This is a genomic window from Simplicispira hankyongi (assembly GCF_003570885.1).
In the GTDB taxonomy this organism is placed as follows: Bacteria; Pseudomonadota; Gammaproteobacteria; order Burkholderiales; family Burkholderiaceae_C; genus Simplicispira; species Simplicispira hankyongi.
In genome coordinates this window covers 25,666-49,911 of the sequence record NZ_QXJC01000010.1, presented here as the reverse complement: position 1 = coordinate 49,911, position 24,246 = coordinate 25,666, and the positions used below count along the sequence as shown (strand labels likewise).

Annotated in this window: 17 protein-coding genes; 5 read left to right on the top strand and 12 right to left on the bottom strand. The window is 65.7% G+C overall.

Annotation, left to right across the window (positions count from 1 at the left end; all coding sequences use genetic code 11):
- The first annotated feature begins 39 nt into the window (after positions 1-39).
- Positions 40-1,929, top strand: a complete 1,890-nt coding sequence (locus tag D3F03_RS15460; protein ID WP_119110337.1) for a putative nucleotidyltransferase substrate binding domain-containing protein — start codon at positions 40-42, stop codon at positions 1,927-1,929.
- A gap of 171 nt (positions 1,930-2,100) precedes the next feature.
- Here D3F03_RS15460 and D3F03_RS15455 read toward each other — a convergent pair whose 3' ends face one another.
- The 8 genes from D3F03_RS15455 to D3F03_RS15420 all read right to left on the bottom strand — a co-directional run bounded on the left by D3F03_RS15455 (position 2,101) and on the right by D3F03_RS15420 (position 16,834).
- On the bottom strand, positions 2,101-4,272 hold the full coding sequence (locus D3F03_RS15455) for a 3'-5' exonuclease (RefSeq protein WP_245960654.1): 2,172 nt from the start codon (positions 4,270-4,272) through the stop codon (positions 2,101-2,103).
- A gap of 52 nt (positions 4,273-4,324) precedes the next feature.
- Positions 4,325-4,705, bottom strand: coding sequence for a response regulator transcription factor (locus D3F03_RS15450; protein ID WP_119110336.1), 381 nt, complete (start codon positions 4,703-4,705; stop codon positions 4,325-4,327).
- Entirely contained in the window at positions 4,702-7,455 is a 2,754-nt protein-coding gene (locus tag D3F03_RS15445; RefSeq protein ID WP_119110335.1) for a sensor histidine kinase, read from the bottom strand. The genes D3F03_RS15450 and D3F03_RS15445 overlap by 4 nt, the downstream gene beginning before the upstream one ends.
- A 5-nt stretch (positions 7,456-7,460) precedes the next feature.
- On the bottom strand, positions 7,461-7,712 hold the full coding sequence (locus D3F03_RS15440; protein WP_199665488.1) for a hypothetical protein: 252 nt from the start codon (positions 7,710-7,712) through the stop codon (positions 7,461-7,463).
- Between the two features lie 78 nt (positions 7,713-7,790).
- The gene (locus tag D3F03_RS15435) at positions 7,791-8,159 is read right to left on the bottom strand and encodes a hypothetical protein (protein WP_119110334.1); all 369 of its coding nucleotides are present in this window, start codon (positions 8,157-8,159) and stop codon (positions 7,791-7,793) included.
- 164 nt (positions 8,160-8,323) lie between these two features.
- Positions 8,324-10,129 (bottom strand): sodium:solute symporter family protein, encoded by a 1,806-nt coding sequence (locus D3F03_RS15430; protein ID WP_119110333.1) that lies wholly within the window; start codon positions 10,127-10,129, stop codon positions 8,324-8,326.
- A 13-nt stretch (positions 10,130-10,142) separates the two neighbouring features.
- On the bottom strand, positions 10,143-10,403 hold the full coding sequence (locus tag D3F03_RS15425) for a DUF4212 domain-containing protein (RefSeq protein ID WP_119110332.1): 261 nt from the start codon (positions 10,401-10,403) through the stop codon (positions 10,143-10,145).
- Positions 10,404-10,750: 347 nt separating this feature from the next.
- Entirely contained in the window at positions 10,751-16,834 is a 6,084-nt protein-coding gene (locus D3F03_RS15420; protein ID WP_119110331.1) for an excinuclease ABC subunit UvrA, read from the bottom strand.
- Positions 16,835-17,053: 219 nt separating this feature from the next.
- Here D3F03_RS15420 and D3F03_RS15415 point away from each other — a divergent pair, with 219 nt between their 5' ends.
- The 4 genes from D3F03_RS15415 (at position 17,054) to D3F03_RS15400 (ending at position 21,785) form a co-directional block, all read left to right on the top strand.
- On the top strand, positions 17,054-18,175 hold the full coding sequence (locus D3F03_RS15415; protein WP_119110330.1) for an ABC transporter substrate-binding protein: 1,122 nt from the start codon (positions 17,054-17,056) through the stop codon (positions 18,173-18,175).
- Between the two features lie 149 nt (positions 18,176-18,324).
- On the top strand, positions 18,325-19,437 hold the full coding sequence (locus D3F03_RS15410; protein ID WP_119110329.1) for an ABC transporter substrate-binding protein: 1,113 nt from the start codon (positions 18,325-18,327) through the stop codon (positions 19,435-19,437).
- A gap of 306 nt (positions 19,438-19,743) precedes the next feature.
- Positions 19,744-20,052, top strand: coding sequence for a DUF485 domain-containing protein (locus tag D3F03_RS15405; protein ID WP_119110328.1), 309 nt, complete (start codon positions 19,744-19,746; stop codon positions 20,050-20,052).
- On the top strand, positions 20,049-21,785 hold the full coding sequence (locus D3F03_RS15400) for a cation acetate symporter (RefSeq protein WP_119110327.1): 1,737 nt from the start codon (positions 20,049-20,051) through the stop codon (positions 21,783-21,785). Before D3F03_RS15405 ends, D3F03_RS15400 begins: the two co-directional genes overlap by 4 nt.
- Before the next feature lie 98 nt (positions 21,786-21,883).
- On the opposite strand, the gene D3F03_RS15395 is transcribed toward D3F03_RS15400, so the two are convergent.
- Genes D3F03_RS15395 through D3F03_RS15380 form a run of 4 tightly spaced genes read right to left on the bottom strand, consistent with a single transcriptional unit; the run spans position 21,884 to position 24,217 of the window.
- On the bottom strand, positions 21,884-22,528 hold the full coding sequence (locus tag D3F03_RS15395) for a 2-hydroxychromene-2-carboxylate isomerase (protein ID WP_119110326.1): 645 nt from the start codon (positions 22,526-22,528) through the stop codon (positions 21,884-21,886).
- Positions 22,525-22,800, bottom strand: a complete 276-nt coding sequence (locus tag D3F03_RS15390) for a DUF1289 domain-containing protein (RefSeq protein ID WP_119110325.1) — start codon at positions 22,798-22,800, stop codon at positions 22,525-22,527. The genes D3F03_RS15395 and D3F03_RS15390 overlap by 4 nt, the downstream gene beginning before the upstream one ends.
- Positions 22,797-23,303 (bottom strand): YbaK/EbsC family protein, encoded by a 507-nt coding sequence (locus D3F03_RS15385; protein ID WP_119110324.1) that lies wholly within the window; start codon positions 23,301-23,303, stop codon positions 22,797-22,799. Before D3F03_RS15385 ends, D3F03_RS15390 begins: the two co-directional genes overlap by 4 nt.
- Positions 23,304-23,308: 5 nt before the next feature.
- Positions 23,309-24,217 carry a hydroxymethylglutaryl-CoA lyase gene (locus D3F03_RS15380; protein ID WP_119110323.1) on the bottom strand — a complete coding sequence of 303 codons (909 nt, stop codon included), beginning with the start codon at positions 24,215-24,217 and terminating at the stop codon, positions 23,309-23,311.
- Between the last annotated feature and the right edge of the window lie 29 nt (positions 24,218-24,246).

Sequence of the window (24,246 nt, the reverse complement as noted above, 5' to 3'; positions counted from 1 at the left end):
ACCTGCAACAATGGCCCTTTCGCCCACCGGGTCCGCGCCATGCCTACTGCTCCGCCCTCTCCCGACGACCTGGCCGCTCTGCTGGCCGACCACCGTGTGTGGGGCACGCTCACCGCTGGCGAGCAGGCAGTGCTCGCCACGCAGTGGGAGCAGCAGACAAGCACCGAGGGCGCCATGCTGCTGCCCCAGGGCGGCTTGCATACCCGGCTGGGCATGGTGCTCGCGGGCGCCATCGACCTGCACGATCCCGACCTGGACCACGGCGTACGCCTGCAGCGCGGCGAGCTGTTCGGTTTTGGCGCCACGCCCGCACGCCACCTGGCCACCTGGCAGGCGACGGCCGCGACCGATGGCGCCGTGGCCTGGCTGGCGCCGCAGGTGCTGTTGCAGTTGTGCCAGGCACATGGCGCGCTGGAGTATTACTTCCCCTCGCTGCCCACCGCGGCCGACCTTGCACAGCAGCAGAGTGCGCCCGGCGAGGACGGCGCGCGCCTCAACCGGCTGGCCATGCCGGTCCGTGCCCTGGTGCAACGTGCGCCGGTGTGCCTGCCCATGGACACACCGATCCGCACCGTGGCCGAGCACATGCACGCGCAGCGCGTCTCGTGCGTGCTGCTGATCGAGGACGGCGGTGGCAACAGCGCTGCGCTGCTGGGCCTGGTGACCGACCGCGACCTGCGCAACCGTGTGCTGGCCACCGGTAGGGACAGCGCGCGACCGGTGCGCGAGATCGCCACGCTCGACCCCCATACGCTGCAGGCGCAAAGCCCGGCGTTCGAAGCGCTGCTGACGATGGCGCGCGCCAATATCCACCACCTGCCGGTGCTGGAGGGGGCGCGCATCGTCGGCATGGTCACGGCAACCGACCTGGCCGAGCAGCAAAGCACCTCGGCCGTCGTCCTGGCCGGCGAGATTTACAAGCAGACCTCGGTGGCGGGCCTGGCCAAAGCGACCACGCGCCTCAAGGCCTTGCAGCGCCACCTGGTCGATGCGGGCACCAGCGCCTACAGCACGGGCCACATCGTCACCGCCATCACCGACGCCATCACCGTGCGCCTGATCCAGCTTGCCAAGGAACGCATGGGCCCGGCGCCGGTGGACTATGTGTGGGTGGCGGCAGGCTCGCAGGCGCGCAGCGAGCAAACGGCGCTGTCGGACCAGGACAACTGCCTGGTGCTTGGCGACGACTACGACGAAGTGCTGCACGGCGCCTGGTTCCGCGAGTTTTCGCGCTTCGTCTGCGACGGCCTGGCCGAGTGTGGCTACATCCACTGCCCCGGCGAGATGATGGCCATGACCGACCAATGGCGCCAGCCGCGCGCACGTTGGGCCGAGTACTTTCGCCAATGGGTGGACACACCCGAGCCGATGGCGCTGATGCTGACCTGCGTGTTTTTTGACCTGCGCGCCATCCACGGCCGCGCCGAGCTGCTCGACAGCCTGCGCCACGAGCTGCTGGCGAACACGCGCGGCAACAGCCTGTTCCTGGCGCACATGGTGGGCAACGCGCTCAAGCACCGCCCGCCGCTGGGCTTGTTTGGCACCATTGCGCGCATCCGCGGCGGCGAGCACCCGGGCACCATTGACCTCAAGCACACCGGCATCGTGCCCATCGTCGACCTGGCGCGCCTGTACGCCCTGGCCGGTGGAATGCCGCAAGTGAACACGCACGACCGGCTGGAAGTGGCCGCCCCCTCCGGTGAAGTCAGCGCGCAAAGCGCCCGCGACCTGCGCGAGGCGCTGGAATTCATCTCCAAGCTGCGCATCGCACACCAGGCGCGGCAACTGGCCCAGGGCCAGGCGCCCGACAACTTCCTGGCGCTGGAGGAACTCTCGAACTTCGAGCGCAGCCACCTCAAGCAGGCCTTCCAGGTGGTGCAAACGGTGCAGGACGTGCTGGCCCAACGCTACCAGGCGGGGCGGTTTTAGAACGTGTTTACGATCTCGCAGGAGCCGCGCAGCGAAACCCGTGCCCCGACCTCCATCCCGGAATGCCGGGCGCGGCGCACGCGGGGACCTCGACACAGCACACATTCAGGCCATTTTTGGCCTCCAGCGCTTGATACATAAGCGCTACCAGCTATAAACCTAGTAGCAATCTCAATACTTCAACCGCGCGTAATACGTCTTCTGCGCCGCTTCGCGCGCCTGGCGCAAGGTGTGGATGCCCTGCTCGGCCAGCAGCGGGATCAGGCGCAGCCAGATCTCTGCCGTCACCAACGCGTCGCCCAGCGCCGTGTGCCGGCCCAGCACCGCGACGTTGAAGCGCTCCGCGATGGCTTCGAGGCGGTGCGACTCCTGGTGGGGGTGCACCACGGCCGAGAGCAACAAGGTGTCGAGCACCGGCTGGCGGAAGACGGTGCCCGTGGCCTCCTCCTGCAACTGCAGGAACTTCATATCGAAGGCAGCGTTGTGCGCCACCAGCACGGTGTCGTGCGCGAAGGCGTGGAACACCGGCAGCACCTCACCAATGCCCGGCTGGCCCTCCACCATGTGCTGGCTGATGCCGTGGATCGGAATCGATTCGGCCGAAATACTGCGGCCCGGGTTCACCAATTGGTCGAAGGTCTCCTGGCGCAGCAGCTTGCCGTTGACGATGCGCGCCGCGCCGATCTGGATGATGGCGTCGCCCCCCGAGGGGTTCAGGCCCGTGGTTTCGGTGTCGAACACGGTGTAGGCCAGTTCGGCGAGCGGCCGGTCTTCGAGTTCGCGGCCCTCTTCCATGCTCTGGAACAGGTCGAAATCGTAGAACTCCGGGCGACTGGGCAGGTCGGCCGCCGCCAGACTGCCTGGCGCTGGCTGGCTGCTGGCGAGCGGCAGCAGAAAGCGAAACAGCGCCTGGTGGCGCACCCGCTCGCGCTCGAACCACATCTCGCCGCCATGGCGCTCGACCACGTCGCGCACCGAGAGCGGCGTGCGCTCGGTGCCAAAGCGCATGGCGTCCATCTCCCAGCTCATCACGGTTTCGTTGCTCATGGCCTGGCCGCCCCAGACCAGGTCAAGCTGGGCGTGCGCGCCCGCGCGCGCCAGGCGCAGTTGCAGAAAGCGCACCTCGAACTCGTCCACCAGGCGCGTGCCCAGGTAGGTGAGCGCCTGCAGCAGCGTGTAGCTGTCCACCTTGAGCCAGAGCACCGGGTCGATCGCGTCCAGTGTCACCGGGCAGCCGCAGCGCGCGCCGAGCTGGCGCTGCGCGGCGGCGGCAAAGTCGGCGCCCAGCATGTCTTCGAGCGGCCAGCGGGTCTTGAGGCGCTGGGCGCTGCGCTGCGCAAGGTCGGTGACCCGCTTGCCCATGGACGCCACCTCTTCGCGCACCACGCCCAGAAAGCGCTCGCGCATGGCAGGTTCGATGTCGGGGTAGCCCAGCATGTCCACCGCCGCCTGAATGTTGGCCAGCGACGCACGGCTGCCTTCTGTCAGGCCATGCAGCAACTGGTCGCGCGCGGATTCCTCTGCCACGCTCTCGGTCACGTTGTCGAGCATGAGCACAAAGCCGGTGACCTCGGTGCTTCGGCCCAACACGCCCTGGCTGGCGCGCACCGCCGCCACCTGCACGCGCAGCAACTGCCCGCCCGCCACCGCGGTGACGAACTGCGCTGTCGGCCGGGCATCGCCCTTGGCCACGGCCTGCTGGATGCGCTCGAAAGCATGGGCCAGCACCTGGCGCTCCAGCGCCGCGTAAATCGAGCGGCCAATGCCGAGCAACTCGGCACCACCGGCCAGTTGCGGCCCCTGCGAGAGCGCGCGAAAGGCCTGGCGTGCGCGCTGGTTGTAGAGCAGGATGCGCCCGGCGTGGTTGCACACCACCACGCTCTGGTGGAGTTCGGCCATCAGTGCGGCCAGGCGGTCTTTCTCCTGCTGCACGCGCTCGCTGGCCTGCGTGACCTGCGCGTCCATGTCGGCACGCAGGCGGTCGCGCTGCGCGGCCAGCTCGTTCACCGCCACCGCCAGCGCCTGCATCTCGCGCGTGCCGCGCGGTTTGAGCTGCTGCGGCCGGCGCGCCGCCAGCACGACGCGGGCTTCCTCCAGCAAACGGTGCGGCGCGCCGACATAGCGCTGGTGCAGCACGCGCAACACTGCCGCCACGGCAATCAGCCCCAGCACCCAGCCGACAAACACCAGCGCGATCCGGCCCGCCAGCACCTCGCCCACGGCCTCGCGCTCGGACGCGCCGAGCGTGGACCAGACGATGGCCGACATCAGCACCAGCCACAGCGCCATCACCAGGCCGGCCAGCGCAATGGCGGCGATCAGCCGCGGGTCGCTGCGTTTCACGGTGCGATCTCCGTCAAGCGTTCCGCAGGCCGACGGGTTGGCACACCTTGGCTCATGGCCGTTCCTTGGCGAGCAGCTCGGCCACGCGCGCCACCAGTTCGCGCGTGGCAAAGGGCTTGGTCATGTAGTCGTCCGCGCCCAGGGCCATGCCTTTGACCAGGTCGGTGTCGCGCCCCTTGGCGCTCAGCATGAGGATGCGCGTATGCGCCAATGCCGCATCACTCCGCACGCTGGCACATACCTCGAAGCCCGATTTGATGGGCATCATCACATCGAGAAGCACCAGGTCCGGCGCCTCGCGGGCGATGGCGTCCAGGGCCTGCTGACCGTCGCGCGCGATGCTCACGGCGTAGCCCTCGCGCTGCAGCAGGTATTCAAGCGACACCACGATGTTGGGTTCGTCGTCGGCAATCAGAATCTTCTTTTGGGTCATGGGGCAGTGTCTCCAGAAAACGCGGGGTGCCAGGGCAGCCAGAAGCAGAAGCAGGCGCCGGACGGCGCACCAGGGGCAGGCGGCTCCAGCCACAGGCGGCCGCCAAAGTGCGCCACGATGTGCTGGCTGATCGGCAGACCCAGACCGGTGCCCTGCCCGCCCGGCGTGGGCCCACCCGCTTGATGAAACCGGTCAAAGATGAGGCGTTCGTGGCCCGCCGGCACACCAGGGCCATTGTCTTGCACGCACACGGTCAGACCTTGCCCATCGCCGCGCGCGCGCAGTTGCACGCGCCCACCCTGCGGTGGCACGAACTTGGCGGCGTTGGAAATGAGGTTCAGCAGCACCTGAAGCAAGCGGTCCGGGTCGGCGCGCAGGGGCGGCAAGGCGTCAGGAAGGTCGAGCTGCATCTCTGCGCCCCGATCACTCAGCAGCGCCGCCGTGGTGGCCACGGCTTTTTCGAGCAGGGCGCGCACGTCGATGTCGGCCAAGCGCCAGTCAATGTGCCCGGACTCGATCTTGGCCATGTCGAGCACCTGGTTGACCAGCCGGGTGAGGCGCTCGGTCTCCTGCACGATGATGTCGACAAAGCGCTGGCGCTGCTGCGGCGGCACCTCGGCATCGCCCTGCAGAATCTCTGCCAGCGCGCGTATCGACGTCAGCGGCGTGCGCAGCTCGTGTGTCACCGAGGACATGAAATCGTCCTTCAAGCGGTCCAGGCTCTTGAGCTGTTCGTTCGCACTGCGCAGCTCACTGGTGGCCTTCTCCAGCGAGCGCGACTTGGTTTCCAGCGCACGCGAGTAGCTGCGCAGTTGCGACGCCTCTTCCAGCATGGCCAGCACGTCGCCTTGCGAGAGCGTCTCCTCGTCAGAGACCGAAGCCACCAGCACCCGTGCCGAGGCGCTGCCCACGGCCCCTGCCAGCTGCGCTTCGACAAACTGCACCAGGCGTGCGTCCGGGACCAGGGCCTGGTCCGCGGGCAAGCCGGCCTGCTTGGCATAGCCACGCCACAGCTCACGGGTTTTTTCCGCGCCGAGAAAACGCTCGCAAAGGCGCTTGAGTTCGGCGGCGTCGGCGCGCCCGCGCCAAAACACCGGTGTTTGCGCCGTGCCGCGCCGGAAGACGTCGACAAACAGCAGCGCCTGGCTGGCTTCGCGGCCGGACGGCGCGCGCCAGAGCGACACCACCACATAGGCCGCGCAGTTGGTCAGCAAGCTCCAGAACAGCGAGTGCGTCAGGCTGTCGAGGCCCTGCAGGCCCCACAGCGATTCGGGCCGCAGCCAGGCGATGCCCCACGGCCCGGCCGTGAGGAAACCCGCGTCCAGCCAGCCCGACTTGGCAATCGACGGCAGCATGAGTGTGTAGACCCACACGCCAAAACCCACGATCAACCCGGCCAGGGCGCCCGCGCGCGTGCCGCCGCGCCAGTACATGCCGCCCAGCAGTACCGGGGCAAACTGGGCCACGGCAGCAAAGCTGATGAGGCCAATGCTTGCCAGCGCATACGCGTCCCCCGCCAGTTGGAAGTACACGTAGCCCAGCAGCAGCACGCCCACGATGGCGGCGCGTCGGATCATGAGCAGCGGGCGCGTGAAATCGCTCGGCTGGTGGGCGGCGTCCAGCAGGCGAAGCCGCAGCAGCAGCGGCAGCGCCAGCTCGTTGCTGACCATGGTGGAGACGGCCACGGTTTCGACGATGACCATGCCGGTGGCGGCCGACAGCCCGCCGACGAAGACAAACAGCGCCAGCGCGTTCTGCCCTGCGGCCATGGGCAGCGAGAGCACAAAGTGCTCGGGGTTGTGCACGCCACTGCTGAAATACAGCAAACCGCCCAGGGCAATGGGCAGCACGAAGAGGTTGATCAGCAAGAGGTAGAGCGGAAACAGCCAGCTCGCGCGGCGCACATGGTCTTCGTGCACGTTCTCCACCACCATGACCTGGAATTGCCGTGGCAGCACCAGCGCGGCGCACAGGGCCAGCACCATCAGCCCCATCCAGCGCGCCCAGGAATACGCCCCGCCCTGCTCGGCATGCAACAGCGCCGCCAGATCAGGCCGCGCCCGCGCCTGGGCAAAGATGTCGCCCAGGCCACCAAACAGACCATAGACGACAAACACCCCCACGCACAGAAAGCCCGCCAGCTTGATCAGCGACTCAAAGGCAATGGCCGCCACCATGCCCTCGTGGCGCTCGGTGGTATCGAGGTGGCGCGCACCAAACACGATAGCGAAGCCTGCCAGAGAGAGGGCGACATAAAAGGCACTGTCCTGGCTCCAGTGCAGGTGCGCCGGCGCCACCGCGCTGCCGGACGTGAGCAGCGCATAGCCCGAGGACACGGCTTTGAGCTGCAGCGCAATGTAGGGAACGATGCCCACCACGGCCACCAACGTCACGAGCGTTGCCAGCAACTGGCTTTTGCCGTAGCGGCTGGCAATGAAATCGGCAATCGAGGTGATCCGGTGCGTTTTGGCAATGCGAATCATCTTGCGCAGCATCGTCCAGCCCAGCACCATGGCCAGCGTAGGCCCCAGGTAGATGGGCAGGAACCACATGCCACCCGTTGCGGCGCGCTCGACACTGCCGAAATACGTCCAGGCGGTGCAATACACCGCCATCGACAGCGCGTACACAGAGGGCCGGGCAATGACCGAGCGGCGCACGGCGGCCCGGCGGTCGGCCCAGTAGGCGACGCCGACGAGCAGCAGCAGGTAGGCCAGCGAGGTGCCAATGACAAGCGGCGCTGGCAGCATGGCGGTCAATCCCGCACCTGCGGCTGCGGCAGCTCGGGCTCGGACGCCGCAGGCGTTTCAAGGCCTGGGCGCGACTCCATCCACCAGGCGACGGTGGCGATCATGGCGCCCCAGATCACGAACAGCGCCAGCGGAAACAGCGGTATGCCCAACACGCTCAGGTCGCTGTCCCACAAACCCAGCAGCGGAAAGTTCAGCAGCAGCCAACCTGCGGCAAACAAGGCACCAAGGCGCTGGGAACGCAGCGTGTGGCTCACGGCAATCTCCGTTCAAGGGCGGCAGCGCACGGCAGGCGCACGGCGCCCACCATTGTGGCCCGGCCACTTACCGGTGACTTACTTCCCCGCGCGGCGCTGCGGCTTTGGGCCGCGCTGCATGTGCGCATGGCGCGAGATGGCGAAATCGAGAAAAAACTTGCACCAGATGGTGCTGCCCGCCATGGCCGTCCACGTGTTGTAGTCGAGTTGCCCCAGAGCCACGCCCGCGATCACCACCACCGCCACGCTGCCTGCAACCAGATTGATGGCCATGGCATAGGGGGCATACCTTTCAGCATTGGGGGGTGACTCACCCCCCTTGAGCGCCACCTCCGAAAAATCCCGGCGAAAGGCAATCCGCCAGGCGCGCCGAAACCAGAAGAAGGCAATCGGGAACAAGGCGATATAGAGAATCCAGGTCAAGGCGACACTGACATCAAAAACCATGCGGGACTCCCAGAGTGGACGGGTGCACCGTAAGCGCCTGTTCAAAGCGCTGCCGTCCTGAATATCCATAAAAAAGGCCCTGCCAGCACCGCTGGCGGGGCCTTGGATTGTGGCTGCCGCCGCGCCACCTCGGCGGCAGGGCAGTCACAGGGTGGCCACCGCTTTTAGTGTGCCCCGCCGACCAGTTTGGAGCCGCGCGGAATGCGCACCGCTTCGACCATGGCCTGGATATGCGCTGGCGGAGGCGCCGTCACCTTGTCCACCAGGAAAGCCACCAGGAAGTTCACCGCAGCGCCAACGGCACCGATGGCTTCCGGCGTGATGCCGAAGAAGCTGTTGGCGCCGCCGATCAGGTCCGGGTACTCGGTGCCCTTGATGAAGAAGATACCCTTGTGGGCAAACACATAGAACAGGGTGAAGAACAAGCCCGCCAACATGCCGGCCATGGCTCCTTCCTTGTTCATCTTCTTACTGAAAATTCCCATCATGATCGCAGGGAACAGCGAACTGGCCGCGATACCAAAAGCCAGCGCCACCGTCCCGGCCGCGAAACCTGGCGGGTTCAGACCGAGGTAGCCGGCAACAACGATGGCCACCGCCATCGAAATCTTGCCCGCCAGCAACTCTTTCTTCTCGCTGATGTCTGGATTGAAGACGCTCTTCACCAGGTCGTGCGACACCGCCGAAGAGATTGCCATCAGCAAACCGGCCGCCGTCGACAGCGCCGCAGCCAGACCGCCCGCAGCCACCAAGCCGATCACCCAGTTGGGCAGCAGTGCGATTTCGGGGTTGGCCAGCACGATGATGTCGGGGTTGACCATCAGCTCGTTGCCCTTCCAGCCGGCAGCAGCCGCTTTGTCGAGCACGCCCTTGTCTTTGGTCTTGTCGTTGTAGTACTGGATGCGGCCATCGCCGTTCTTGTCCGTCCACTTGAGCAAGCCGGTCTTTTCCCAGCGGTTCATCCAGTCAGGCTGCGAGTCGGCCTTGATGCTGGCTTCAGGAGCGAACAAATCGCCGCCCGCTTTCACGGCGGTGTTCACCGTGGCGTGCAGGTTCAGCTTGGCCATGGCACCCACCGCCGGCGCCGTGGTGTACAGAATGGCGATGAAGACCAGCGCCCAGCCGGCCGACAGGCGTGCGTCCTTCACCGAAGGCACGGTGAAGAACCGCATGATGACGTGCGGCAGGCCAGCCGTGCCAATCATGAGCGACAGCGTGTACATGAACATATTCAGCGTGCTGCCCGGCACCGAGGTGGTGTACTTGCCAAAGCCCAGGTCGGTCACCACGCTGTCGAGCTTGGCCAGCAGCGTCATATCCGTGCCGCGGTAATCGCCCCCCAGGCCAATCTGCGGCAGGACGTTCCCGGTAAGCGCCAGCGAGATAAAGATCGCCGGCACCGTGAACGCCAGAATCAGTACGATGTACTGTGCCACCTGGGTGTAGGTAATGCCCTTCATGCCGCCAAACACCGCGTAGGCGAACACGATGGCCATGCCCACGTAGATGCCGGTGTCGCTGGAAACGCCAAGGAAACGTGCGAACGCGATGCCGACGCCCGTCATCTGTCCAATGATGTAGGTGAGCGAGGCGATCAGCAGGCAGACCACGGCAATGGTGCTGGCGCCCTTGGAATAAAAGCGGTCACCAATAAACTGCGGCACCGTGAACTTGCCGAACTTGCGCAGGTAGGGCGCCAGCAGCATGGCCAGCAGCACGTAGCCGCCCGTCCAGCCCATGAGAAACAGCGCGCCGCCGTAGCCCATGTTGGAGATCAGGCCGGCCATGGAAATGAACGACGCGGCGCTCATCCAGTCGGCGGCCGTGGCCATGCCGTTGGTAATGGGGTGAACGCTGCCGCCCGCGGCGTAGAACTCGCTCGTCGAGCCGGCACGCGCCCAGACGGCGATGCCGATGTAAAGCGCGAAGCTCAGACCGACGAAGACGTAGATGGTGGTTTGGAGATCCATGATGGCTCGGCCCTCACTCTTCTTGCACGTTGAAGCGGCGGTCAATGTCACCCATCTTCTTGGCGTAATAAAAAATCAGCGCGATGAAGATGTAGATGGAGCCCTGCTGGGCAAACCAGAACCCGAGCGGATAGCCCCCCAGATGGATGCTGTTCAGCATGTCTGCGAACAAAATGCCGGCACCGAACGACACAAGAAACCAGAGAATCAATATCTTGAACAACAGGCTTAGCGTGGCCTTCCAGTAGGCCTGACTGCTTCTGTCTTCCTTCATGTAGTCCCCCTCTTTGTAAGTTCAGAAACACAGCGGGTAGCCCGCTGCCCAAGCGCACTCGGCAGGTCCGGTCAGACCGGCGCGCAATGCACTCTTGTGGTGCATCCTTACAGAAAACTGATGAATGGCGCCCATCGGCTGAATCGGCGGCCAAGTCAAGGGAAAACACCAATCTCCGGGCGCCTCGCGCAGCCTTGCAGACATCCTGGAGCCACCCGGATGAAGGAACAGCCTAGAACGCGCTCATGATTTAAGGCGGCGCTGAATACGTCTGCGCGATGCCGCGCGCCCTGGATCGGGATGGGCCGTGCGCGAGGGGCTTGTTCAGCGTTGCCCTGTTCAAAGTCTCAGCGCGCCAGCACCGGCGCCAGCGCCACCCCGGTCGGCGTTCCGGCGCGCACCACGTCCTCCGGCGTGCCGGCCGCCACGATGTGGCCGCCGCCGCTGCCACCCTCGGGGCCCAGGTCCAGCACCCAGTCGGCTTCGGCAATCACGTCCAGGTCGTGCTCGATGACGACCACGCTGTGGCCCGCGCCCACCAGGCGGTGCAGCACGCGAATCAGGCGGTCCACATCGGCCATGTGCAGGCCGACGGTGGGCTCGTCCAGCACGTAGAGCGTGTGCGGCGCCTTCTGGCCCCGCCGACCTACCTCGTCGCGCACCTTGGTCAACTCGGTGACGAGCTTGATGCGCTGCGCCTCGCCGCCGCTGAGCGTGGGGCTGGGCTGGCCCAGCGTCAGGTAGCCCAGGCCCACGTCCTTGAGCAATTGCAGCGGGTGGCTGATGGCGGGCATGGCAGCGAAGAAATCGACCGCTTCGTCCACCTCCATCCGCAGCACCTCACCCACGCTCTTGCCGCGCCAGGTGACGGCCAGCGTCTCGGGGTTGAAGCGCGCGCCGTGGCAGGCTTCGCAGGGGACTTTCACGTCGGGCAGAAAGCTCATCTCGATGGTGCGCACGCCCTGCCCTTCGCACACCGCGCAGCGGCCCGCACCGGTGTTGAAACTGAAGCGCCCGGCGGCGTAGCCGCGCGCTTTGGCTTCGAGTGTTTCGGCGTACAGCTTGCGCACCGTGTCCCAGAAGCCGATGTAGGTGGCGGGACAGGAACGCGGGGTTTTGCCAATCGGCGTCTGGTCCACTTCCAGCACGCGGTCGATGGTCTCGAAGCCCGAGAGCCCCGTGCAGCCCACCAGCGCTGGCGCCTTGCCCGCGTCCATGGCATCGCGCCCGGCCTTGGTCGAGCGCTGCTGCACCCAGGCCTGCACGTTGGTCAGCAGCACGTCGCGCGCGAGCGTTGATTTGCCCGAGCCGCTGACGCCGGTGATGGCAACGAGGCGGCCCAGCGGCACGTGGGCGGTGACGTTCTGCAGGTTGTGCAACTGCGCGCCGTGCACCGTCAGCCACGTGAGGGGCGCCTCAGATTTAGAGTATTTTTGGCCTCCAGCGCTTATCCCATTTGCGCTAGAAGCTATCGAAATAGGAGCATTCTCCTGCTCTGGCTTGCGCGGCTCCGCCACCCCTCTGCGCGCCTGCAACGGGTGGCGCATGGCGTGCAACAGGTAGCGGCCGGTCTGCGAGCCTTCGGCAGCGGTAAGGTCCTGCACCGTACCCTCTGCCACCAGCGTGCCGCCGCGCTTGCCCGCGCCGGGGCCGATGTCGATGATGTGGTCGGCCGCGCGGATGGTCTCTTCGTCGTGCTCCACCACCACCAGCGTATTGCCGTGGTTGCTGAGCTGGCGCAGCGCACCCAACAGCATCTGGTTGTCGCGCGCGTGCAGGCCGATGGTGGGCTCGTCGAGCACGTAGCACACCCCCTGCAGGTTGCTGCCGAGCTGCGCCGCCAGGCGAATGCGCTGCGCCTCGCCGCCGCTGAGCGTGGGCGCGCCGCGCTCCAGCGTGAGGTAGCCCAGGCCCACTTGCTCAAGAAAGGACAAGCGCCCGGCAATCTCGGGCAGCAGGTCGCGGGCAATGGCGGCTTCACGCGTGCTGAGCGCGAAGGCCGGAGGGGTTTGGGCAAGGGTATCCACCACCGCGTCCAGCCCCTGCACCCAGGCGTGCATGTCCTTCACCGAGCGCTGTGCCAGATCCGTGATCGCCACGCCAGCAAACTGCACGGCGCGCGCGGTGGGGTTCAGGCGCGTGCCGGCGCAGGTCGGGCAGGCCAGGTCTTGCACATCGTCCATGTCGGGCTCGGCAAAGGTCTGCTCGCGGCCCTTCTGGTCGTCGGCCTGCACGGAATCGTCAAAGACCTTGCGCTGTTCCTTGCTGAGCTTGACGCCCGTGCCCACGCAATCGGGGCACCAGCCGTGCTTGCTGTTGTACGAGAACAGGCGCGGGTCAAGCTCGGGGTACGAAGTGGCGCAGACCGGGCAGGCGCGTTTGGTGGAAATCACCTGCAACTGGCCGATGCCCGCCGTGGGCAGGCCATCGCCCAGCGTTTGCGCGAGGCCGTCCAGACCACTCAGCACATGCACCACACCTTTGCCCAGGTCCAGCGCGCGGGCGAGCTGCTCGCGCAAGAGCGCTTCGTTCTTCGGCGTGACATCCAGGCTCCACACCGGCAGCTCGATGGTGTGCTCCTTGAAGCGGTCCAGCCGCGCGAACGGCGTGACGGGAACGAAGTTGCCATCGACGCGCAGATGCGTGTAGCCACGCGGCCGGGCCCAATCCGCCAGTTCGGTGTACACGCCCTTGCGCGCCACCACCAGCGGCGCCAGCAGGCCGATGTGCTGGCCACGGAACTGGCGCATCAGCTGCGCGGCGATCCGCTCGGGTGTTTGCGGCTCGACCGCCGCGCCATCGTGGATGCAGTGCTGCGTGCCGAGCTTGACGTACAGCAGGCGCAGGAAGTGCCAGACCTCGGTGGTGGTGCCCACCGTGCTCTTGCGCCCGCCGCGCGAGAGCCGCTGCTCAATGGCCACCGTCGGCGGAATGCCATAGACGGCATCGACCTCCGGCCGGCCCGCCGGTTGCACGATGCTGCGCGCGTAGGCGTTGAGCGACTCGAGGTAGCGGCGCTGGCCTTCGTTGAACAGAATGTCGAACGCCAGCGTGGACTTGCCCGAACCGCTGACGCCGGTAATGACGTTGAAGCGCCCGCGCGGGATCTCTACCGACAGGCCTTGCAGGTTGTGCTCGTGCGCGTTGACGATTTCTATGCTGTTTTTGGCCGCCAGCGCACGTTGCGCCTGCGCCAGCCGCTTCGGATTCAGGAGCATGGACATCGCATCCGACACGCCGGCACCCGCCCCCAGCGCATCCACGTACTCGCGCAGCGCCGCGCCCGTATGCGAGCGCGGGTGCTCGCGCACCACGTCCGGCGGGCCCTCTGCCACCAGTTCGCCACCGCCGTCGCCGCCTTCCGGCCCGAGGTCGATGAGCCAATCGCTGGCGCGGATCACGTCCAGGTTGTGTTCGATAACGATGAGCGAATGCCCGCCATCGAGCAGGCGCCCAAACGCGCGCATCAGCTTCGCGATGTCGTCAAAGTGCAGGCCGGTGGTCGGCTCGTCAAACAGAAACAGCGTGCCGCGGCGCGCCAGCGGCTGGCGGCTGCTCGACTGGCTCTTCGCGGCACCGGCGAGAAAGCCCGCCAGCTTGAGCCGCTGCGCCTCACCGCCGCTGAGCGTCGGCACCGGCTGGCCCAGCTTCACGTACTCCAGCCCCACCTCGACAATGGGCGCCAGCGCCCGCAGCACTTCGCGGTCATTGGCAAAGAGGGCCACCGCCTCGCTCACCGTCAGCGCCAGCACGTCCGCCACCGACAGTGAAATCGAATAATTGGGGTCAGACTCCAATTCTTTAACTTGATCAGCATCCGCAGGAAAATTGGAGTCTGACCCCAATTTTTTACGGGTGATGGTGACTTCGAGGATTTCCGGGCGGTAGCGCTTGCCGTCGCAGTCCGGGCAGCGCAGGTACACGTCGCTCAAGAACTGCATCTCCACATGCTCAAAGCCCGAGCCGCCGCAGGTCGGGCAGCGGCCGTCGCCGCTGTTGAAGCTGAATTTGCTGGCCGTGTAGCCGCGTTCGCGCGCCAGTGGGGCGGCGGCGAAGAGTTCGCGGATGGCGTCCCAGGCACCGACGTAGCTCACCGGGTTGGAGCGCGCGGTTTTGCCAATGGGCGATTGGTCGACGAACACCACGTCCGAGAGGTGGTCCGCGCCCAGCAGCCGGTCGTGCGCGCCGGGCGTTTCCGTCGCCTTGCCGAAGTGGCGCAGCAGCGCGGGCGCCAGCACATCTTGAATGAGACTGGATTTGCCCGAGCCGCTGACGCCGGTGACGGTGACCAGCCGTTGCAGCGGGAAATCCACCGTGAGGTTCTTCAGGTTGTGCTCGCGCGCGCCTTCGAGGATGAGGCGCGGCGTGGCCTCAGTGACCTTGCGGGCAAACGGCAGGCCCACGTGCTTGCGCCCGCCCAGGTACTGGCCGGTAAGCGTGTCGGCGCGGCGCAGTTCGTCGGGCGTGCCGTCGAAGACGATGCGCCCGCCGCGCTCGCCCGGCCCGGGGCCGAAGTCAAGCACGCGGTCGGCCGCCAGCATGACGGCCGGGTCGTGCTCCACCACCACCAGCGTGTTGCCGGCATCGCGCAAGCGCAGCATGGCCTCGGTGATGCGGTGCATGTCGCGCGGGTGCAGGCCGATGCTGGGCTCGTCGAGCACGAACAGCGTGTTGACCAGCGAGGTACCCAGCGCCGTGGTCAGGTTGATGCGCTGCACCTCGCCGCCCGAAAGCGTGCGGCTTTGCCGGTCGAGCGTGAGGTAGCCGATGCCGACTTCGTCCAGGTATTTGAGGCGCGTGCCGATTTCCTCGTGCAGGAGCTTGAGCGCCTGGGCGTCGCCGCTTTCGCGTACGGCGCTGGCGGCGGGTACCACCAGCTCATTCGCCTCAATATTTGAGCCAAATTGGCCTCTAGCGCTTGTTCCACCTGCGCTAGAAGCTATCAAATCTGTAGTATCTTTCGACAGCCGCTCAAAGAAACTGCGCACCCGGCTCAGCGGCAGCAGCATCAAATCGTGCAGGCACAGCCCCGGCAGCGCTTCGAGCTGCGCGCGGCTCCAGGCCACGCCTTGCGGCATGAAACGCTTGGACCTGAAGCCCCCACGCTCGGCACTGTCGTGTCCTTGCTGCCCTCCAAGGGGGCTGTCGCCGCTTGGGGCGGCCCGGCACGGCGACGGCGGCAGCACCGCGTCGGCATCTGCCTTGCTGCCGATGCGCCAGAGCAGGCTCTCGGTTTTGAGCCGTGCGCCGGCGCAGGTCGGGCACGGCGTGTAGCTGCGGTACTTGGACAGCAGCACACGGATGTGCATCTTGTAGGCCTTGCTCTCCAGGTACTCGAAGAAGCGGGCAATGCCGTACCACTGCTGGTTCCACTTGCCGTTCCAGTTGGGCGAGCCGCCAATCACCCACTGCTGCTGCTCGGGCGTCAGGCGGTTCCAGGCGGTATCGCGCGGAATGCCGGCGGCCTCGGCGTGGCGCATGAGGTCGTCCTGCGCCTCCTTCCAGGCGGGGGTTTGCAGCGTCTTGATGGCGCCGGCACGCAGCGTTTTCTTGGGGTCGGGAATCACCAGCCCATAGTCCACGCCGATCACCCGGCCAAAGCCGCGGCAGGTCTCGCAGGCGCCCGCGGGCGAATTGAACGAGAACATCGACGGCAGCGGTTCGCTGTAGCGCAGGTTGCTGTCCGGGCAATGCAGCCCGGTGGAGAACTGCCAGATCTCGGCCTCGGCGTTCTCCACCAGCCGGTAGACCGCCATGCGGCCGCTGCGCTTGAGCGCCACCTCGATGGCCTCAATGGCACGAGATTTCTCAACGCTGGCCATGCGAAAGCGGTCTGCAACCACATCCAGCAGTTTGACGCCCGCGACTTCGCGCTCGGCCTGAATCTTGGTGAAACCACTGGCCGACAGCCACTCGGTCACCTGCTCGGCGCTGGTGTTGGCGGGCAGCTCGACGGGAAAGGTCACCACCAACCGGTCCTCGGGACCGCTGCGCGCCAGCAGTTCGGCATAGATGGTTTCAGGCGAATCGTGCCGCACGGGCTGCGCCGTTTCGCGGTCAAACAACTGGCCAGCGCGGGCGAACAACAGTTTCAGGTGGTCGTTCAACTCGGTCATCGTGCCCACGGTCGAGCGCGAGCTGCGCACCGGGTTGGTCTGGTCGATGGCGATTGCGGGGGGCACGCCCTCCACCTTGTCCACCGCGGGCTTGTCCATCCGGTCGAGAAACTGGCGCGCGTAGGCGCTGAAGGTTTCCACGTAGCGCCGTTGTCCTTCGGCGTAGAGCGTGTCGAACACCAGGCTGGATTTGCCCGAGCCGCTGGGGCCAGTGACCACGGTGAGCTCGCCAGTTTTCAGCACCACGTCAAGGTTTTTGAGATTGTGCTGGCGGGCACCAAAAATGCGAATGCTGCCGGTGTCGTCGTGGGTCATGGAAGGAAGCGTGGAGCGTGGGCGAAACATTCTAGGGATGGGCTTCGACCGATGTTGGTGCAGGGTCTTGGCCGCTGCGGAGGTGTGCGCGAACCGCCGGCCATGCCCCGCGCAAGCACCCGCCGCCCTGCGGCCGGATGCCCTGGGATTTCCCTCTCGCTTCGCTGCGGCAGCATGGCAAACTCGTTCCCTGCAAAAAAGCCAATGGAGAACCGACCGATGAGCTTGTATCTGCCACTTCTGCGCCCTGCCATCGCCCTGGGACTTGCGCTTGCAACGTGCTTTCCTGCTGCCGCGCAGATCCTTGTCGGGCAGACCGCGGGGTTCTCAGGCCCGGTCGCCGCTGGCGTCAAGGAGACCACCGATGGCGCCAAGCTGTACATCGATATGGTCAACCAGAAAGGCGGCATCAATGGCCAGCAGGTCAAGCTCATCTCGCTGGACGACAAGTTCGTTCCCGACCTGGCACGCGACAACGCCAAAAAACTGATCGAAGACGACAAGGTGGTGGCCTTGTTCCTCACACGGGGCACCCCCCACACGCAGGCCATGCTGCCCGAAATACAGAAGTACAACGTGCCACTGATCGCGCCGTCCACCGGCGCCATGGTGCTGCACGACCCGGTGATTCCCCAGATTTTCAACGTGCGGGCCACCTACCAGCGCGAGGCGGAAAAGGCCATTACCTATCTGGCCTCCATAGGTGTCACGCGCATCGCCGTCGTGCATGCCGATGACTCCTTCGGGAAGGATGCCCTCGCCGGAGCGGAAAAGGGATTTGCTGCCGCCAAGCTTCAGCCCGCCATCGTCATTCCCGCCAACCGTGCCAAGCCCGACTTCGCCTCGATCGTGCCGGCACTGGTCAAGTCGAATGCCCAATCCGTGCTCTGGATCGCATCCGGGAAAGCGGTGACGGACGGCGTGGTCGGTTTGCGAAAAACCGGCTCTTCGGCCCAGGTGGTGACGCTGTCCAACAATGCCTCCAGCGGATTCATCGAAGACTTGGGCAGCAACGGCCGGGGCGTGGTGGTGACACAGGTGTTCCCGTACGAACACTCCATCGCCTTCCCGCTGGTGAAAGAGGCGCAGGAATTGGCCAAGGCGGCCCACCTGCCTGAGATCAGTCCCGCGATGCTCGAAGGCTTTGCGGGTGCCAAGGTGCTGGTGGAAGCCCTGCGCCGTGCCGGCCCCAACCCGACGCGCGAAAAGATCCTGCAGGCGCTGGACGGCCTGCGCTATGACATCGGGGGCCTTGAAGTGCGCTATTCGCCCACCGACCACACCGGGCTGGACTTCGCCGACCTTTCCATCATTGCGGCGGACGGGAAGTTCCGGCGCTGAAGCCGACCGGCCACCACACCGACCCGACAAAACCATGGCCTCGCAACGCCATGGGCCCTGCAAGCAAGCAGACGCGGCGTACAGTCCCTGATTCGCGAGCCTAGCTGGGCGCAGAGTGTGCCGACCCAGCCCAACCACGGGAGCCCTTCATGAGCCGCTTGAAAAGTTTCGCAACAGCCCTTCTGGTCGCCACGTGTCTGCAGAGCCTGGCGCATGCGCAATTGCTGGTCGGTCAGACGGTGGGCGTCACCGGCTCGGCCGCGGCCACGGTCAAGGAATCCATGCGCGGCGCGCAGCTCTACATTGACGCAGTGAACGCTCGCGGCGGGGTGAACGGCCAAAAGGTCCAGATCTTGACGCTCGATGACAAATTCGACCCCAAGCTCACGCTGGCCAATGCCCACACCCTGATCGAGGAAAAAGGCGTGCTGGCCTTGTTCATGACCCGGGGCACCCCGCACACGGTCGGCATCATCCCGCTGCTGGACGAATTCGGCGTGCCACTGGTGGGGCCGTCAACCGGCGCCATGGTGCTGCACCAGCCGTTGAAAAAGAACATCTTCAACGTGCGCGCCCCCTACCAGCGTGAAGTGAAAAAGGCCATCGCCTACCTGAGCACGCTGGGCGTGCAGCGCATTGGCGTGGTGCACGTGGACGACACCTTTGGTGCCGATGCGTTGGCAGGCGCGCTTGAAGGGTTTGATGAGAACAAGCTCAAGGCCCTGTTCGTTGAGAAATTCGACCGCGCGAAGCCCGATTTCAGCGCCCTTGCACCGCGTGTTGCCAAGCAGAACCCGCAGGCCGTGCTGATTTTCGGCACCGGATCTGCCGTGGTGGACGGCATCAAGGCCTTGCGCGCGGCGGGGGTCACCGCGCAAATCATCACGCTCTCCAACAACGCCTCGGGCGGCTTCGTCAAGGCACTGGGCGATCAGTCGCGGGGGGTGGTCGTTTCGCAGGTGTTCCCTTCGGAGCGCGCCGTCACCTACCCACTGGTGCGTGAAGCCACTGGACTTGCGCAAGAGGCCAAGATCACCCTGACGCCGGCCATGGTCGAGGGGTTCACCAATGCCAAGGTACTGGTCGAAGGCCTGCGCCGCGCCGGCCCCAACCCCACGCGTGCGCGCCTGCACGAGGCGCTGGAATCGTTCAAGAAGTTCGACCTCGGCGGCCTGACACTGAGCTACAGCCCGGACGACCACTCGGGCCTGGACTTTACCGACCTGTCGATCATCGGGCCTGATGGGTACTTTCGGCGCTGAGCATCCGGACCATCTTTACAAAAAATATTTTTTCCACGGCTTTTGGCGCCACCTGACGCCGCGCTGATGCCAGCCTTACGGTAGCTTGCGCCAAGCTGATGCCCCGCTGACAACTCAAGGGGAAACCCTGAGCTTGAATGTCATCAGACGGAATGCTCTGGCGGCAATGCGCACGATTTTCGTGCCGCTGTTTTGCGCCGCTTTTCAGAGCCAAAAATCCGTAAGAACTTGGTCAGGCGGCCTACTGAGAATCCGCCACCCTCCCGAACATTTCGGCACAGGCGTGGAGCAACTCAAGGAGACCCAATGACCGACCCGGTAATAGACAAGATCCAGCGCAATCCCAAATACGCGCTCCTCAAGCACAAACGCAACCGGCTGGGCGTCACGCTCACCATTCTGATGCTGGTCGTTTACTACGGCTACATCGCGTTGATTGCCTTTGACAAATCCTTTCTCGCGCAGCCCATCGGCGCCGGCGTGACCTCGCTGGGCATTCCCATCGGGCTGGCGGTAATCATCTTCACCATTGCCATCACAGGCATCTATGTGCGCCGCGCCAATGGCGAATTCGACGCACTGACCAAAGACATCCTGAAGGACGCCACGAAATGAACGCCCGCTTCACTTCCCGCGCGGCGCTGCTGGCGCTGCTGGCCCTGTCTGCCGCAGGCGCTGCGCAAGCCGCCGGCCCCGACCTGGGTGACGTCGCCAAGCAGGCGACGAACTGGACGGCGATCTCGATGTTCGCCGGCTTTGTGTTGCTCACGCTGTGGATCACCAAGTGGGCCGCGTCCAGGACCAAATCGGCGTCTGACTTCTATACCGCTGGCGGCGGTATCACGGGCTTCCAGAACGGCCTGGCGATTGCCGGCGACTACATGTCGGCCGCGTCGTTCCTGGGTATTTCCGCCGCCGTCATGGCCTCGGGCTACGACGGCCTGATCTACTCGATCGGCTTCCTGGTGGGCTGGCCCATCATCACCTTCCTGATGGCCGAACGCCTGCGCAACCTGGGCAAGTTCACCTTTGCCGACGTGGCCGGCTACCGCTTCCAGCAAGGCCCCATCCGCGCGTTCGCGGCTTCGGGCACACTGATCGTCGTGGCCTTCTACCTGATCGCGCAGATGGTTGGCGCCGGCCAGCTCATCAAGCTGCTGTTTGGCCTGGAGTACTGGATGGCCGTGGTCATCGTCGGCGTGCTGATGATGGTCTACGTGCTGTTTGGCGGCATGACCGCCACCACCTGGGTGCAGATCATCAAGGCCTGTTTGCTGCTGGCGGGCGTGACCTTCATGGCCTACATGGTGCTGGCCCAATACGGCTTCAGCCCCGAAGCGCTGTTCGCCAAGGGCGTGCAAGTACGCGCCGCCATCGCAGCCAACACCGGCAAAACACCTGAAGAGGCTGCGAAGGCAGGCCTGGCCATCATGGGCCCGGGCGGCTTCATCAAGGACCCGATCTCTGCCATCTCGTTCGGTATGGCACTGATGTTCGGCACGGCCGGCCTGCCGCACATCCTGATGCGCTTCTTCACCGTTCCCGATGCCAAGCAGGCGCGCAAGTCGGTGCTGTGGGCCACCACCTGGATCGGCTACTTCTACGTGCTGATCTTCATCATCGGCTTTGGTGCCATCACCCTGGTGCTGACCAACCCTGAAATGGCAGACGTGGCCAAGGGCGTCATCCACGGCGGCGCCGGCACGGCCAACATGGCGGCGGTGCTGGTGGCCAAGACGGTAGGCGGCAACGTGTTCTACGGCTTCATCTCGGCCGTGGCATTTGCCACCATCCTGGCCGTGGTGGCCGGCCTGACGCTCTCGGGCGCCTCGGCCGTGTCGCACGACCTGTATGCCACGCTGGTCAAGAAGGGCAAGGCCGACAGCGCCTCTGAACTGCGTGTTTCGCGCATCACCACCGTGTGCCTGGGCATCGTGGCCGTGGTGCTGGGCATTGTTTTCGAGAAGCAGAACATTGCCTTCATGGTGTCGCTGGCCTTTGCAGTGGCAGCCTCGGCCAACTTCCCGGTGCTGTTCCTGTCGGTGCTGTGGAAGAACTGCACCACGCGCGGCGCGGTGGTGGGCGGTTTCCTGGGGCTGATCTCGTCGGTCGGTCTGACCATCGTGTCGCCCTCGGTCTGGGAAGCCACACTCGGCCACGCCAAGGGCTCGGCATTGTTCCCCTACACCTCGCCAGCCCTGTTCTCGATGGCCATCGGCTTCATCGGCATCTGGTTGTTCTCGATCACCGACAAGAGCGCCAACGCCGCCCGCGAGCGCGCCGCCTTCCCGGCGCAGCAAGTGCGTTCAGAAACCGGCCTGGGAGCTTCGGGCGCCTCAGGGCACTGAGCTGCACAAGACATCCCGCGGGCACACCACCCGCAGGCGCGGCCCAGAAACCCGCGCCATTTTTACCGGGCCTTGCGCCCGGTTTTTTTATGTCTGGATCAACCGGGCAAACCGCTCACCACCTGGGCCGGCGCCTCCCAGCCAGCGCCAAACCAGGCATCGCCTTCCAACCAGGCGCGCAGCATCGGCAGAGCATCGAGCCCCCAGAAGAGCTTGCCGTCCACGCCAAACGCCGGAACACCAAACACACCCTGGGCCGCCGCCGCATCGGTATTGGCGCGCAGCAGCGCTTTCACGGCTGCACCTTGCGGCTCCATGTCCGGCTTCAACTGTGGCCCCAGCGCCTGCGCCAGCGCATCGAGCCGGGCCGGGTCGAGTGCGTCGTGGCCACCCACCCACACGTGGCGCAGCACCGTGCCCGCCACAAAGCGGTTGATGCTGCCGTCGACCGAGCAGGCCAGCGCCTGGCGCAGCAAAGGCAAGGGGTTGAACGGATGGCGCGCCGGCATCTGCAGCGGGATGCCCAGCGAGTGGCCGAGCCAGCTTACATGCCGGTAGGTCCAGTCGCGCTTCGGGGGAATGCCTGCCGGCCCCGGGTTGCCTTGCTGTTGCAGCAGCGCGCCCAGCAGCACCGGCCGGTACTCGACGCTGTAGCTCAGGCCTTCGAGCGCTTCGGGCAGGCGCTCGAAGGCCAGCCAGGCGTAGGGCGAGATGAAGTCAAGGTAGAAGGTGATGTGTTTCATGGCTGCTCCGCACTTTGCAGGCGGGCTGGCACGGGCGCGCCAGCCCGCTCCAGCAGCCGCACCCAAATGGCGCGGCGGGTGGCGTCGTCGGCCATGGACCAAGCGCGGATTTCGGCGATGCTGCGAAAACACCCCTCGCACAGGCTGCCGTCGGCCGACATGCGGCACACCGACACACAGGGCGACGGCACGACTTCGTCGGAATCATGGTCAAAATAGCCCGCAGCGCTTAGTGCGCTTGCGCGAGCAGCTATTGTTTGAATAGCATTCATGCGCGCTCCGGGGCCTCGGTGACATCGGCCAGTGGCGCGCCCGTCAGGCGCTCAAGGTCGTGCGGCGACAGCGCAAACACGGCATGCGGATGGCCCGCTGCCGCCCACAGGGTGTCAAAACGCAGCAGCTCGCGGTCAATCAAGGTCACACCCGGCTCCGCGTGGGCAATGGGCGCCACGCCGCCAATGGAAAAACCGGTGCGCGCCTTGACGAAGGCGGCATCGGCCCGGCCCAGCGCCCCCACCAGCGCTTCGACCTTGGCCGCGTCCACGCGCCGGTCGCCCGAGGTGATGACCAGCACCGCCGCATCGTCCGCCACGCGCCGGAAAATGATGCTCTTGGCGACCTGGCCTACGGCAATGCCCAGCGCCTCCGCTGCTTGCTGCGCGGTGCGGCAGGCGTCGTCCAGCATGCGCGGCGCATGCGGGTGGCCGGCTGCTTGCAAGGCGCTGGCCACGCGCTGCACGCCACCCGGCAGCGCCTTCGGTTCGTTTCCGCCCATGCGATTCACCCGGCCCGCTTGTTGATCAGCGCCGTGGCCGCGCGGGAGTTGGGCTTGCGGCCCAGAAAGTCGCTGATGAACACGCCCGCATCGATCAATTTGTCCAGATCGATACCTGTCTCAATGCCCATGCCATGCAGCAGGTAGACCACATCTTCCGTGGCCACATTGCCCGTCGCCCCCTTGGCGTAGGGGCAACCGCCCAGACCCGCCACGGAGGACTGGAAGTTCCACACCCCCAGCTCCAGCGCGGCCAGCGTGTTGGCCAGCGCCTGGCCGTAGGTGTCGTGAAAGTGGCCCGAAACCTCGTCGATCGCGTAGTGCGTGAGCGTCGCCTCGATGGCGCGCTGCACCTTGCGCGGCGTGCCCACGCCAATGGTGTCGGCCACGTCCACGCGCTGCACACCAATACCCTTGAGCAGCCCGGCCAGGTAGGCCACACGCTCGGGCGCAATCTCGCCCTCGTAAGGGCAGCCCACGGTGCAGCTCATGGCGCCGCGCACCGCAATACCGGCCGCCAGCGCAGCCTCGACCACGGGTGCAAAGCGCTCAATGCTTTCGGCAATGCTGCAGTTGATGTTCTTCTGGCTGAAGGCCTCGCTGGCCGAGCCGAAGACGACGATTTCGTCGGGCTGGTCCAGCAATGCTGCTTCAAAGCCTTTGAGATTGGGCGTGAGCACCGAGTAGCGCACGCCCGCCTTCCGCTGGATGCCGCTCATCACCACATGGTTGTCGGCCATCTGCGGCACCCATTTGGGCGAGACGTAGCTGGTGACCTCGATTTCTTGCAAGCCCGCCGCTTGCAGGCGATGCACCAACTCGATCTTGACTTCGGCCGGCACGGGCGATTTCTCGTTCTGCAGGCCGTCGCGCGGGCCAACATCGATAAGTTTGACGAGGGAGGAAATAGTCATCACAAAACTCTCAACATAAAAGGTCAGGC

What these genes read in the sequence shown, in the direction of transcription:
- D3F03_RS15460 (WP_119110337.1), top strand. Translation starts at nt 40, where the DNA reads ATGCCTACTGCTCCGCCCTCTCCCGACGACCTGGCCGCTCTGCTGGCC.
- D3F03_RS15450 (WP_119110336.1), bottom strand. Translation starts at nt 4,705, where the DNA reads ATGACCCAAAAGAAGATTCTGATTGCCGACGACGAACCCAACATCGTG.
- D3F03_RS15445 (WP_119110335.1), bottom strand. Translation starts at nt 7,455, where the DNA reads ATGCTGCCAGCGCCGCTTGTCATTGGCACCTCGCTGGCCTACCTGCTG.
- D3F03_RS15435 (WP_119110334.1), bottom strand. Translation starts at nt 8,159, where the DNA reads ATGGTTTTTGATGTCAGTGTCGCCTTGACCTGGATTCTCTATATCGCC.
- D3F03_RS15430 (WP_119110333.1), bottom strand. Translation starts at nt 10,129, where the DNA reads ATGGATCTCCAAACCACCATCTACGTCTTCGTCGGTCTGAGCTTCGCG.
- D3F03_RS15425 (WP_119110332.1), bottom strand. Translation starts at nt 10,403, where the DNA reads ATGAAGGAAGACAGAAGCAGTCAGGCCTACTGGAAGGCCACGCTAAGC.
- D3F03_RS15420 (WP_119110331.1), bottom strand. Translation starts at nt 16,834, where the DNA reads ATGACCCACGACGACACCGGCAGCATTCGCATTTTTGGTGCCCGCCAG.
- D3F03_RS15415 (WP_119110330.1), top strand. Translation starts at nt 17,054, where the DNA reads ATGAGCTTGTATCTGCCACTTCTGCGCCCTGCCATCGCCCTGGGACTT.
- D3F03_RS15410 (WP_119110329.1), top strand. Translation starts at nt 18,325, where the DNA reads ATGAGCCGCTTGAAAAGTTTCGCAACAGCCCTTCTGGTCGCCACGTGT.
- D3F03_RS15405 (WP_119110328.1), top strand. Translation starts at nt 19,744, where the DNA reads ATGACCGACCCGGTAATAGACAAGATCCAGCGCAATCCCAAATACGCG.
- D3F03_RS15400 (WP_119110327.1), top strand. Translation starts at nt 20,049, where the DNA reads ATGAACGCCCGCTTCACTTCCCGCGCGGCGCTGCTGGCGCTGCTGGCC.
- D3F03_RS15395 (WP_119110326.1), bottom strand. Translation starts at nt 22,528, where the DNA reads ATGAAACACATCACCTTCTACCTTGACTTCATCTCGCCCTACGCCTGG.
- D3F03_RS15390 (WP_119110325.1), bottom strand. Translation starts at nt 22,800, where the DNA reads ATGAATGCTATTCAAACAATAGCTGCTCGCGCAAGCGCACTAAGCGCT.
- D3F03_RS15385 (WP_119110324.1), bottom strand. Translation starts at nt 23,303, where the DNA reads ATGGGCGGAAACGAACCGAAGGCGCTGCCGGGTGGCGTGCAGCGCGTG.
- D3F03_RS15380 (WP_119110323.1), bottom strand. Translation starts at nt 24,217, where the DNA reads ATGACTATTTCCTCCCTCGTCAAACTTATCGATGTTGGCCCGCGCGAC.